Annotated in this window: 9 protein-coding genes; 2 read left to right on the top strand and 7 right to left on the bottom strand. The window is 70.5% G+C overall.

The genetic code is table 11. From position 1 onward, the window contains the following. Window positions 1–90 precede the first annotated feature (90 nt). Window positions 91–408, bottom strand: a complete 318-nt coding sequence (locus tag AB0D57_RS45415; protein ID WP_362088291.1) for a hypothetical protein — start codon at window positions 406–408, stop codon at window positions 91–93. Between the two features lie 333 nt (window positions 409–741). Then, window positions 742–1,938, bottom strand: a complete 1,197-nt coding sequence (locus tag AB0D57_RS45410) for a glycoside hydrolase family 64 protein (protein ID WP_362088289.1) — start codon at window positions 1,936–1,938, stop codon at window positions 742–744. Between the two features lie 779 nt (window positions 1,939–2,717). Here AB0D57_RS45410 and AB0D57_RS45405 point away from each other — a divergent pair. Then, a complete protein-coding gene (locus tag AB0D57_RS45405) occupies window positions 2,718–3,437 on the top strand; it encodes an SDR family oxidoreductase (RefSeq protein ID WP_362088287.1) in 720 nt (239 codons plus the stop codon). 424 nt (window positions 3,438–3,861) lie between these two features. After that, on the top strand, window positions 3,862–5,484 hold the full coding sequence (locus AB0D57_RS45400) for an alpha/beta hydrolase (protein WP_362088285.1): 1,623 nt from the start codon (window positions 3,862–3,864) through the stop codon (window positions 5,482–5,484). 309 nt (window positions 5,485–5,793) lie between these two features. On the opposite strand, the gene AB0D57_RS45395 is transcribed toward AB0D57_RS45400, so the two are convergent. From AB0D57_RS45395 to AB0D57_RS45375, 5 genes are all read right to left on the bottom strand, one after another. Further along, the gene (locus AB0D57_RS45395; protein WP_362088283.1) at window positions 5,794–6,792 is read right to left on the bottom strand and encodes a hypothetical protein; all 999 of its coding nucleotides are present in this window, start codon (window positions 6,790–6,792) and stop codon (window positions 5,794–5,796) included. 25 nt (window positions 6,793–6,817) lie between these two features. Further along, window positions 6,818–8,104: a transporter gene (locus AB0D57_RS45390; RefSeq protein WP_362088281.1), complete on the bottom strand. Its 1,287-nt coding sequence runs from the start codon at window positions 8,102–8,104 to the stop codon at window positions 6,818–6,820. A 3-nt stretch (window positions 8,105–8,107) separates the two neighbouring features. Continuing rightward, on the bottom strand, window positions 8,108–8,731 hold the full coding sequence (locus tag AB0D57_RS45385) for a hypothetical protein (RefSeq protein WP_362088279.1): 624 nt from the start codon (window positions 8,729–8,731) through the stop codon (window positions 8,108–8,110). Next, window positions 8,728–10,857: a hydantoinase/oxoprolinase family protein gene (locus AB0D57_RS45380; protein ID WP_362088277.1), complete on the bottom strand. Its 2,130-nt coding sequence runs from the start codon at window positions 10,855–10,857 to the stop codon at window positions 8,728–8,730. Before AB0D57_RS45380 ends, AB0D57_RS45385 begins: the two co-directional genes overlap by 4 nt. A 123-nt stretch (window positions 10,858–10,980) precedes the next feature. Continuing rightward, complete coding sequence (locus tag AB0D57_RS45375) at window positions 10,981–12,591, bottom strand: FAD-dependent oxidoreductase (protein WP_362088275.1); 1,611 nt, start codon at window positions 12,589–12,591, stop codon at window positions 10,981–10,983. Between the last annotated feature and the right edge of the window lie 118 nt (window positions 12,592–12,709).

Below are 12,709 nucleotides of genomic sequence, written 5' to 3'. Positions count from 1 at the left end.
CCTCCGCCTTGCAGCTGGACGCACCAGACCCCGCTCACCTGGGCTATCAGGCGCCGTTGCTTCCCTGCGACCTGATCCGCCGGACAGGCCCTAGGTGAGGTGGCGGATCCAGCGCTGGATGGCGGCATTGATGCTGTCGGGCAGGGCGCTGAGCTGGTCGATGGCTTCCCGGTCTTCGGCCTCGGGCGGGACGCCGGCCGTGGTCAGGGCGGCATGAAGGTCCAGCCGCCTCCGGTCGCGCGGGCCGATCACGATGTCCATGCGCTGGGTGGGATTCGGCGGCGGCAGCAGGTAGTCGTCCCGGGCGGGCTGCGGGGCCGGGTCCCACCAGGAGGAGCCGGGCGGGTCGCAGGCGTAGGGGTCGGCAAAGGTCTGTGGCGTACCGGACTCGAAGGCTGTGGCACTCACAAGGATTTCCTTACGTGAGGGGTACCGGTTGTGCATGTCAGGAGTCGGTCCGTGCACAGGCTGGTTGCAGCGGGGGCCGTAAGTCATGCGGACGGCGCCATTGCCAGTTCATCCGCCCATCGCATCAGCCCTCAGGCCGGCCGGCGCCGCCGGCCGCAGCGCGCGCGGCCCCGGCCTGTCCGGCAGACACCGCCAGGGCCGGAGGGCGGGCCGGGCCGGCACAGGGCCGGGTGGGTCTTCGTACGCGGTCCGATCCGCGATCGCCCGAGAGCGTGATCCCCGGCGCCCGCCTTTTCCTCACGCCCTCGGGCACTCACTCGCCGGCCGGGGCGCTCAGCTGAACGGGTCGAGCGTGATGTACGCCGTCTGCGGGTTGCCGTCGTTGACCAGCGACTCGTGGTTGCCGACGTCGTCGAAGGCGAAGGCGTACGCCTTGCCGTCGGCCATCTGGGCGTGGATCTTCCGGGCGTAGTGGTTGGTCACCGTGTCCTGGTAGAAGCCCGCGGAACCCGTGTCGGGCTGGCTGGAGTTGGTCAGGAGCGTGGAGCGGTTGTAGCCCGCGCACAGGGTGCGGGAGATCGGGCCGCGCACCAGGTCGTTCGGCGCGTCCAGGAGCTTGTGGCAGCCGAAGATGCTGTCGGCGTCGGGCTTTTGGAAGGTGGTGACGACGGCGCCGGAGCTGTTGGTGAAGTTCATGACGTTGCCCAAGACCCTGCCGTAGTACTTGGTGGCCGGCTGGTCCGCGAACGGTGTCACCGTCAGCGTGGAGGTGGCGTACTTGGTCCACACCCGGTTGACGTAGTCGTCCATGACGGTGCCCGGCAGGGCGCCGGACTCGATGCCGTGGCCGGGTGCGAGGGCACGCAGCACGGTGCCGTCGGACCGGGTCCGGATGAGGTTGGCCCAGCCGCCGGGCTGGGCCCGCAGGGCGTTGAAGAAGCCGGCGTAGCCGCCGGTCTTCAGGTGGCCGGTGTTCTTGACGGTGCCGGAGGTGTTCTTGACGCCGACGGCGTAGGGGGCCGAGAACATGTCGACCTGTGTGCTGTTGATCCACAGTCCGGCGTCGTTGAGGGTGTACTCGGTCCAGTTGAAGAGGATGTCCGCGTTCGGGTCGGTCGGGTTTTGCACCGCGGGCTGCACGAGACCGCCGGTGGTCAGCTTGAAGACGAGCTTTCGGCCGTAGGAGAAGTAGACCCGGCCGGAGAACTTCGGCATCCGCAGCGTCATGGTCTGGCCGCCCGCCGGTCCGGCGATCGACGCGTCGGGCGCGTCGGTCGGCGGGTTGCCGCCGGCGGGCCAGGCGTGGAACGTGCCGCTCGCGTCGGCCCAGCCCTGCTGGCCGGTCGAGAGCAGGGTCCCGATGTTGTAGACGTAGACCTGGTCGCTGCGCCCTGAGTTGTTCTTGAACTCGAGCGGGATGGTCGTGGGCACCGCGGCTTCGGCGTGGGATGCGGGGCCCGCGGCCGTGAGTCCCGCGGCGACGGCCGCCGCGGCGACCAGGGCCACCAGCACCTTCCGTAAGGCAAGCACGCTCGTCCTCCTGCCAGGTGGGCTTCTCCCACCGGAGTTGAATTGCGCCGGACGGACGGTCGGGGGCCGCGCCCCGCCACAGGGGAGGTCACGGGGAGCGGGCCCTTCCGATCGTGTGAGAGCGCTCTCAGCGTGCTCCGATGAACGGAACACGTCAAGGTCTGGACCAACGTGGGCCGTCGTCGGCCGATCTTCGCGGCAGCCGAACATCAAGGCGGCACGCGAGCGCATCGACGGTCGCGTCCGCCGTGCGTTGCTCGGGCGTGATGGCCGCCCAGCCCGGCTCGCCCAGTCGGCAGGAGCGAGCGTCGGCGAAGGTAACGAGCGGGAACATCGCAGGGCAGGCCGTGGCGGCGTCGCGCAGCCTGCACACCGGGGCAGTACCGCTTCGGCCCGGCGGCGAACGACTCCGCCACGTTGGCCAGGGACATCCCCTCGCCGGTGGTCCTGCGTGGCCACCGCCACCGGGCGTGTGCCGGTCGCGATGAACAACCGCAGCGGGGGGCTCCGTGTCCCGTGGCGGTCGGTACGCGGAACAGCTGGTCATCCACCGAGCGCTGAAGCGGCACGGCCAGCCCGGCCTCCACCGGTCCTCGAAAGAATCCGATGGAGTTGTGGCACCGCACACCTACCGCCCGGACCACCAGGCCGGGCGCAGTTCGGGTGGTGACGGGAACCCACGCAACATACGTTGAATGGAAAGCGGGCGGGGCCGCGCGGTGTGCGCTGCGCGTCCGCCGGTCTTCGTCCCTGCAACCCATCGCGGGGAAGGTGCTCCCATGAAGGTCCAAGGGTCTGTCGCTTTTGTCACCGGAGCAAACCGCGGGCTCGGTGAGCAATTCGTACGGGCGCTCTTCGACGCTGGAGCAGCCAAGGTCTACGCGGGATCCCGCGACCCCAAAAGGGTCACCGTGCCCGGGGCGATCCCGGTCGCAGTCGACATCACCGACCACGAATCCGTGCACGCGGCAGCCGATCAGGCCCAGGACGTGACACTCCTGATCAACAACGCCGGTTTGTCGACCCGGGCCGACGTGCTCACGGCGGACTTGGATTCATTCCGGTTGGAGTTCGAGACGCACGTTCTCGGCACCCTCGCCATGAGCAGGGCCTTCGCCCCCGTTCTGAGGCGCAACGGCGGCGGCGCGGTGGTCAATGTCCTGTCCGTGCTGTCCTGGATATCGATCACGGCCAGCGCCGGATACGCCGCGGCCAAGGCTGCTGAATGGTCGGTGACCAACGCCTTGAGGGTGGCCCTCGCAGAACAGGGCACACAAGTCACAGCCCTGCACGTCAGTTACCTCTCGACGGAACTGGCCGCGAAGGTGACCGCGCCGAAGTCCGATCCCGCCGCGGTGGCCCGCGCGACTCTCGACGGTGTCGAGGCCGGACTGCACGAGGTCCTCGCCGACGACTTCAGCAAGCAGGTCCAGGCAGCCCTGGCCGTCGGCCCCAAGGCGCTGTATCCGCAACTGGCCGGCCGGCCGGCGCTGATCTGAACTTCGCCGTCCTGCGGCTCCTCGTCCATCACCCCGGCCGGCACGCGCAAAACCGGACTCCTCTTTGCCTCCCGGATCTCCAGCGGTGGGCCCGTAACCGGCCCCGCGGCACCACCGCCCCCTCCTGACCGGGCCCGCAGCAGCACGCGAAGCGCCGCGCCGCAGCACGGTCTCTTGAGCGAGTGGCACAAAGGCGCCGCCGGTCACCTCGCAGTTCTTGACCGAGCCGCCTCGGCGTCGGCCAAGCCCCCACGACAGCACCGCCCGCCCGCCCCCGGCGACGACGCGCCTCGAGGAGTTCGCCCGTTCGGCCGCGGCCGAATGGCACGCCTCGCCGGACCACGGTGGTGTTGATGCGGATGCGTGCCGGCGTCCAGCGCATGGGTGGCATCGGGCTTTCATCCATGAAGCGGAGGGACGGAGCATGCACATACCCGGATCCATAGCGGGCCGCCGGCGTTACGCCCCGGCCATCGCCTTCGCGCTGGCCTGCTCCACCACATTCACCGGGCCGGACCTCGCCGCGGACGGCGGGACGCCGACTCCCTCGGTGCCCGCCTTGAAGCTGGACTGGAAACCCTGCGTCCAGGGCAGTCCGTTCGACTGCGCGACCGCAAAGGTGCCGCTGGACTACCGCAACCCCGGCCGCCGCACCATCGAACTGTCAGTCGTCAAGCGGAAGGCAACCGGCCCCGGACGACGCATCGGCACCCTGTTCTTCAACCCCGGCGGACCCGGCGGGCCCGGAACGGTGCAGATGCCGCAGAACTACGAGTTCTTCCCGCGCAAGGTGCGGGAGCGGTTCGACATCGTCAGCTGGGACCCACGCGGAGTCGGCAACAGCACCGCGGTGAACTGCTTCGCGCGTCCCCAGGAAGCCGACGCGTGGATGGCGGGCAAACCGGCCGGCCTCCCGGTGGGCGAACAGCAGCAAACGGCCTGGATCGCCGCGTACAAGGATCTGGCCCGGCGCTGTCAGCAGCGTGACCCCGAGCTCCTGCGCCATGTGTCGACCGCCGACACCGCTCGCGACCTCGACCGGCTCCGCCAGGCGGTGGGCGACCCGCAACTCACCTACCTCGGGATCTCCTACGGCACGTTCCTCGGCGCCACCTACGCCAATCTCTTCCCCGGCAAGGTCCGCGCCATGACCCTCGACAGCAACATCGATCCGCAGGCGTGGACGAACCACGCGTCCGACGACGACCCCCGGCTCCCGGTGTTCCTGCGCATGGGCTCGGATCTCGGCGCGGCCGCGATCCTGGACCGGTTCCTCGCCCTGTGCGGGTCCGCCGCCACCGGCCGCTGCGCCTTCTCCGCCGGCAGCCCCGAAGCGACCCGGGACAAGTTCGACCAGCTGATGCAGCGCCTCAGGCAGCATCCCGTGGGCGCGTGGACCTACGGCAGGACGGTCGGTGACGTGGTGAGCGGCCTCGACATCGTCCACCCCGGATGGACGTTCCTCGCCGGCCGGCTGCAGGCCCTGTGGCAGGGCCGCGTCCCGCAGCAGCCCCCGCCTCTGCCCGTACCACCGGTCCCGAATCCGTACACGGGCGATGAACAGGGCGCTGCGGTGCTCTGCTCCGACAGCCCCCATCCGCGTGACCCCGGTATCTACCACGTACTGGAGGAGGCCGCCGCCACCCGTGCGGGCGACGCCGGACGCTTCTGGACCTGGGCCGCAGAGCCGTGTTCCACCTGGCCGGCCGGAGCCGCCGACCGCTACCGCGGCCCATGGAACAAGCCCACGGCACACCCCGTCCTGGTGGTCGGCACCACCTACGACCCCGCCACCCCCTACCGGGACGCGCAGGCCATGGCCGAAGGACTCGCCAACGCCCGCCTGCTCACCCACAACGGATACGGGCACAGTGCATTGCTCAACCCCAGCAACTGCGTCAACGAGTACGAGAGCCGCTACTTCATCGACGGCACCCTCCCGCCGGCCGGGACGACGTGCCGACCGGACGAGGCCCCCTTCTCCGCACCCAAGCCGAGCGGCGGCGTCGACACCGGCGGCGGCGCGATGGCCGGGACTGTCTCCTGAGTCCGGCTGCGAGCAACGCCCCTTGCTCAGGAAGTACGCGGCAGACTCACCTGTGTGTCGGTCGCGGGGCCGGTCCGTGCCACAACCGCGCCAGATCGGTCAGGCAGCCAGGGTCCGGAACAATAACCAGGGCAAGGAGACAGGTTCCGGTTCACCCATGGAGACTCCACCGGTGTAAAGGACTCAGCGCCGCTCCCCCGCACGGTCCACCACCTCCTGTATGGGCCTGCGCCGCCCCGGCGCGAACGAGCGGTCCGCCGACCCCGTAGCGCAACCGCGGCCGCACCGCGGGGCCCGCGGGGGCGGTCGTCAGACGCGGGCCATCGCGATGGCGCCGGCCAGGCGCTCCCCCGCTTCGTAGATCATGTAGGGGACGCCGCCGTCTGTGCCGAATGACGGGGCGGCCGCGCGGCCGTTCTCCGGTGCCGTGCCATGCGAGTTGTAGAAGACACCGAGATGACTGCGCTTGCTGAAGTCGTTGCCCACCTCCGTGATCATGATGTCGCCGCCGCTCGCCTTGTCCTTGTTGTAGACGACGTACGTGCTGTTGTTGCGGTAGAGCACGTGCGGGCCGCCGACATTCACGGCACCCACGTCGGAGTGACGGATCAGCGGCTGCTGATCGTAGGTCCAGGTGCGCCCGTCGGCCGACCAACCCCAGTGGATGTCACGGTGGTCGGTGGTGTTGTTCAGCATGAAGACCATGACGTAGTGGGCGCCGCGGGCCGGCAACTCCTGCGGAAAGACACGTGCGTAGGACGTCTCGGTAGTGCCGCTGGGCAGCATCGAGGAGGACAGGACGACCTTGTCGTAGGTGAAGTTGATGCCGTCCTTCGACCGGGCCAGCCGAGTGGTCGTGTTCTCTCCGTGGAAGTAGAGCCACAGCTCTTTGGCGCTCTCGTTCCACATCACATGGGGGGACGAGACGTGGCTGACGGAGTAGTGGGGCTGCCAGTTGTTGGAGACGATCGGGTTGTTCGGGTACTCCGTGAAGGGGCCTTCCAGAAAGTCGCCGTAGGCCAGGCAGATGCCGCCGGGCGCGTCGTGCGGCGCGTAGTACAGGTAGTACCGGCCCAGCGGAGAGGCGATCCGTCCGGCTACTCCGCGGATGCACGGGAAGATGATCTCGCCGGTCGGGTTGTACTTCAGCTGGGACGGGGTGAGCAGGGTGCGGATGTAGGTGTAGTCGGGGAATTTGCCGGGTGCGGCGGTCGCGGCCGGGGCGGTGAGTCCGCCGACGGTGACGGCGGCGCCGGTGGCGGCGCCTGCGCGCAGGAACAGACGTCGGTCGATACGCGGCTCATGCATGGTCGGCTCCAGGGAGAAGGTGGGGTCAGAGGTAGGTGGCCGCGGTGACGCACAGCCCGCCGAGGGCGACGGCCCACACGTAGGGGAGGGTGCGCACCATGACCTGCTGCGGGGAGACGCCCGCGTACTGGGCGGCCCACACCGTCTGGGTGCTGGTGGGGTCGGCGACGCCGAAGACCTGGTTGTACGAGGTGGCCATACCGAGGACGGCCGCGGCGGGGTAGATGCCCGTGGCGATGAGGACACCGGCGATCCCGGCGCCGAGTCCGAACACGTTCAACGGCCCGCGGTAGAGGCACAGCGGCGCAAGCAGCGTGAAGACGAGGACGAACAGCACCGCGTTGTGCGGACTGACCGCCTTCATGAGCGGTTCGAGCGCGTCGACGGCGCCGGGCAGCCTCACCGCGGCCAGCAGGATGCCGATGGCGATGAACAGGGCGATCGGCGGGGCGGCCACCTCGAAACCGCCGTACAGCGTCCGCAGGAGCCGCTTGTTCATGTCGCGCGGGCGGGTGGTGGTGACGAGGGCGTACAGGACACCGGCCAGCAGGGAGGGGATGATGGCGAGTTCGAAGCCCAGGGCGAGGACCAGGGGCACGGCGGGGGTGAGCAGCGCGTACCAGTGGGCGTCACCCAGCCTCTCCCGTCGACTCGCTGAACGGGGCTTTTCCTCAAGGGACTTCAGGGACCAGGCGTGCTCCACACCTCGGCGGCGGGACTCGACGAGTACGTACCCGACCGCAGCGGCCAGGGCGAACGGGAACAGTTTGACCATGAAGCCGCGGACGGTCGGTATGGGCAGGTCCAGGGCCGTGGAGAAGAACTGCCACACGGGCAGTTCAAAGGGAATGCCTACGGCGATGCCCATGAGGACGGTCCCGGCGGCGGTCACTTTCGGGATGCCCACCGCGATCATGGCCGGGATGCCGATGAGCCCCGCGAGCATCGCGGCCGGCGCGGATCCGGTGACGGTACCGACGAGCGCGGACACGGCCAGCACACCGAGGGCCACGACGACCGGACGGTCACCGCCGAACTCGACGATCTTGCGGACGAGCGTTGCCGCGATGCCCGTCTCCTCGAGGAGCTTGCCGAGCCAGGAACCCAGCACGATCGCGATCATGGTGGCGGCCAGCATGGGCGCGCCCTCCTGGAGGACGGTGTCGAGAACGCTGTTCTTGCCGGTCAGCGGCGCGCCGGCGAGGAAGGCGATGACAACGGCCAGGATGACGAGTGCGAAGGCCGTGGGCAGTTTGCGGGTGAGCATGGCGGCGACTCCGGCCGCCATGACGAACAGAATGACGACACCCATGGGTCAGCTCTCTCTTCTGGATGCGGTCACCGCGGCGGCGAGTGCGGCGGTGAGCAGGAGGGGGCTGCGGCCGAGTCCGCAGACGGTACGGGCGTAGGCATGGGCTGCGATCTCCTCCGCCCCCGCCACATGACCGAGCACACGGAATCGGCCCACGCGCAGGGCGATGTGCCCGGCCGCCTCCTTGAGGGCGGCCCTCGTCTCCTTGCGGTGCAGCAGCTGGTGCGCGGTCTCGTGGGCGAGGGCCGCGGCTCGCACGGATCCGACGGGATACCAGGAGCGCCAGCCGAGTTCGTCGATCAGCGTCTCCGCCCGGTCGATGGTGTCGGTGTAGAGCTCGACGGTGGCGGGACGCGAGGTGTAGCGGGCGAGCAGCAGCTGTGCGAGCCCGTCGTCGCGTTCCACGATCCGGGCGCGGCACGGCCCAGGCTCGAGTGTCGCGCCGAACTCCTCGACGGCCTGGGCCCATTGGCGCAACTGGGCATCGTCGCGTCGCTCGTGGGTGGGCGTGGCGCCGAGCAGTCGTACGGCGAGATCGAGATCGTCCGTGGCCGGGTCGACGGCGCCCAGGGCAGCGGGGTGGCCCGCCGTTGCGTGATGCGCCGAAGTCGTGGGCGCACTCCTCATGACCGCACCTCCAGTACGGCGACCACGGGCTCGTCGGCCGCGTGGTCGCGCATCTCGCTGCGAGCCAGAGCGAGCAGCGGCTCCGGGTCGAGGACGCCGGAGAGGTCGGCGATACGGAAGCCGAGCAGCAGCCGCAGCGCGGGGGCACGGACGCCCCCGTCGCCGTACGATGTCCCCTCGCGCACGAGGTGGGCGAGGAGTTCGGGGGCGGCCCCCACGGTGGTAGCGGTCACACGCGCGTCCGAGGCGTGCAGGCGCACCACCCCGTCGGCGTCGACCACACGCACGGGGCGCCGGGCAGTCCCCAGCCGACGGCGTACCTCGGTGCCGTAGACCGTGTGGGCGGGCGTGCCGGCGAGGACCCGGACCTGGGCCGGGTCGGTCTTGAGGCTGGCGGCGGCCGCGGCGAGGCGCTCGGCGTCGTCGGCGCTGTGCGACCGGTCCTGGGTACGCAGTTCGGTGGCCCCGGTGGCGACGGCGCGCACGGTGCTGGTCTGCGGGTCGACGGTCACCTCGACCTCGACGCCGTCGGCCATGGCACCCTGGGCGACGACGGCCCGCTCGGCCTCGGCCCGGACGCTGAGGATCTGCTCCTCGGTGGCACCCGGGATGATCCGCTCGATCTGCTCCCGCACCAGCGCGAGGGCCACCCCGATCGGGCTGATGACCTCGCTGTGCCGGGCGATTTGGCCCTCCATCCCGGTGAGCGCCGCCAAGTGCGGAGTGACGGAGGCCGCCCCTCCCCCGCCGCCGACGAGGACCGCGGTGTCGGTGTCGAGCCGGTAGTCGCGCACGAGCGCGTCCACCACCGCCCTCACCTGTGCGACGCCCGCGTCGAGGATGCGGCCCGCCGCGGTGGGCAGGTCCACGCCCAGGGCGGCGGCGAGCGGCACGATCGCGGCCTTCGCGACCTCCGGGTCGCAGTGCGCGAAGTCCCCTTCGGGGACGCGTCCGAGCGCGTTGGCAGCGCAGGTCATGGTGATCGCGTACCGGCCGCCGGCCGCGTCCAGGACTGCGTAGTCGGCCGGATCGTCCGCCATCGGGCGCACCGTGGCGAGGGTCGCGTCGCGCAGGTCGTCCAGGTCGGCGAAGCAGGCGTAGGGCAGTCCCGCTATGTGCGCGCTGCGCGGCCCGACGGCCGTGACGCGGCCCTGGTCGACGCGGACCATGGAACCGCCGCCGACGCCGACCGTGCGAACGTCGAGCGCGTTGAGGTACGACGTCTTGCCGAGCATGGTGGCGTGCCGGACGGCGACCTTGCCACGGCGTACGACGCTGATGTCGGTGGAGGTGCCGCCGGTTTCGAGGAAGACGCCCTCGCTGATCCGCTCCTGCATCAGAGCGCCGGCGACGCCGGCCGCCGGGCCCGACAGCACCGTCAGCAGCGGGCGGCGGCGCATCTCGTCCAGCCCCATGACCCCGCCGTCGCACCGCATGACCATGAGCGGTGCGGTGACGCCCGCCTTCGTGATGGACGCGTCGACGAGGTCGGCGGTGGCGAGCATGCGCGGCAGGATGGCCGCGTTCACGACGGCGGTGCGGGTCCGCTTGTGGAGCCCGTACAGCGAGGTGATCTCGTGCGCGGCCGTCATCGGGAGCCCGGCGGCCCTGGCCGTCGCCAGCACGGACCGCTCCCCCTCAGGGCGGTCGACCGCGAACGGCTCGGTGGCGACGAGGACTTGAACGCCCGCCGCCTTCAACTCCTCGACAGCGGCGTGCACGGCGGCCGTGTCGTCCGGGTCGGCGACATGTGCGTAGCCGAGCGGAAGCCGCTTGCCGGGGGCGAGTTCGAGCCTGCCGAGCGCGGCAAGCCTGCGGGTGAAAAAGGCGCCGGGCCCGGTGCCGATGCCGATCAGGCCGACCATGGCCACGTCGCCCTCCAGCAGGGCGTTGGTAGCCTGGGTCGTGCCGTGCGCCAGGAACGCGACGTCGGCGGGAGCGCGGCCGACCTGCTGAAGCAGCCGGTCGAGCGCCTCGACGATGCCGTGGGCGACTCCGTCCTCGTGATGGTGGCTGGTGGGGACCTTGACTTGTCCCAGCAGCCGCAGCGACGTGGCGTCCACGGCCACGGCGTCGGTGAAGGTTCCGCCCACGTCGATGCCGACGCGGATGCGGTGGGTGGTCATGTCTGGGCACCTCCTTGTGCTGTGTCGGTCGTACGCGGGCGGTCGCCGGGCGGGACGGGTGGAGCCGGCCCGCCCGGTATCGCGCCCGCACCACGGCCGCCGGGGCCGCCGTGTGCACCGGGGTCAGTAGCCGCGTACGTCGGGCCAGTGGCGCTGCACGCCGCCGCGGTCGAGCAGCCGCGCGAACTCCTCGAACCGCTTGTCCTCGGCCTGGACCTGGTGCGGTTCGACTCCTTCGGCGACGCAGTGTGCGGCGAGGGCACCGGCGACCTCGCCGACGTTCCACTCCACCGGGTGGAGCCGGTAGCAGCCGTTCGTGATGTGGGTCGTGCCGATGTTCTTGCCCGCAGGCAGCAGATTGCGGACCCTCCTCGGCACCAACGCACCGAGCGGGATCTCGAAGGGCACCGAGCCGATGTCGATGTAGTTGTCACCCCCGGTGGAGGGATGCAGGTCGATGCGGTAGCCGCCGATCCCGACGGAGTCCCGGTACCTGGTGCCGCCGTACGGGCCTACCAGGTCGATCGCCACGTCGTGCTCGGTGACGGTGGTGACGGCCTTGATGCGGCGCGACTCACGGACGTACGGCGCCTTCGCCAGACCGTCGGCGGTCCCGGTCACGTCGGGGCGCAGCCGCAGGCCGGGGAAGCCGGTTCCGCCGTCCGGTCGGGGCGCCTCGGTCTGCAGCCAGTACAGGAGCGACAGGGACAACTGCCGTGCCTCGGCGACCGCTTCGGCTCCGGTCTGCGCCCCTCCCCCGATGAGCGGCTTCAACCAGTAGTCGTTGAGCGGCCAGTTGACGAGGGTGATATCGGAGTCGAAGGCGCCGGGGCGGTGCAGTTTGCGGGCCAGGATGCGGCGGAAGCCCCACAGTTCCTTGTCCCCCGCGTCGGCGCTCTGGTCGGCGCTCACGTCGAGCGGGTCGCGGTCCGGGTTGGGTACGAAGGTGCGCGGCACGGGCTCCAGGGAGCGCGGGTCTGGAGCGTCGAAGCCGAGCAGTGGGCCGGGCCAGAAGCCGGGGCGGTACGCGCGCCAGAAGTCGTAGTCCGTGGGGCGGTCGACGGTGTGATCCTCGCCCTCGTGATGGGAGAGCGCGAAGCACACCGTGATGCCCTGCTGGTTGAGCGGCTGGGGCAGGTCGGGAGCGTGCGGTTCGTCGTACTCGTTTCGCGCCTCGGCGCCGCAGGCGTTCTCCACGCCCGCGATATCCAGGAGTTCACCGGTCTCGGTGGCGTCGATGACGTAGCGGGCCGAGATGGTGACGCGGCTCTGGTCGTGCCGGTGCTGCAGGGTCACGGCCCGTACGACATCGTTGTCGGACTCGGTCGCGACGGGCCTGTGATCCGTGAGCACGGTCAGGCGTCCGGCGGCCCGGTGGGGCGCGATCATGGCCTCCAGGACGGCCAGCGCCACGCGCGGCTCGTGGCAGAGCTTGCTGACGCGCCCGGCGCCCGGGTTGAGGTCCGCGAGCGACCGGGCCTGGGAACGCAGCGGGTACCACTGCCGGTAGAACTGCCGGATACCTTCGCGCAGTTGGCGGTACGAGGCGGTGGTGCCGAACTGCTCGACCCAGGGGTGCTCGTCCGGCGGCACGGCCTGTGAGGTGAGCTGTCCGCCGAGCCAGTCGGTCTCCTCGGTGAGCACGACGCTTCGTCCGGCCCGGCAGGCGGCGAGCGCCGCGGCCACTCCGCCGAGTCCGCCGCCCACGATGAGGATGTCGGCTTCCGATATCACGCTTCTCCCTTGTTTCACCGGGATCTTCCGAGGATGCCTCGGCCTTCAGGCCGGGGAGGAATCGGACTCCTGCGGAGCAGGGCAGGAAACGGGATTTCGCCCCCAGGGCGAAACACCG

This window comes from Streptomyces sp. NPDC048275, from assembly GCF_040652275.1.
GTDB lineage: Bacteria > Actinomycetota > Actinomycetes > Streptomycetales > Streptomycetaceae > Streptomyces.
Note: the sequence above shows the minus strand (reverse complement) of the source record. Positions and strands in the feature narration are given on the sequence as shown.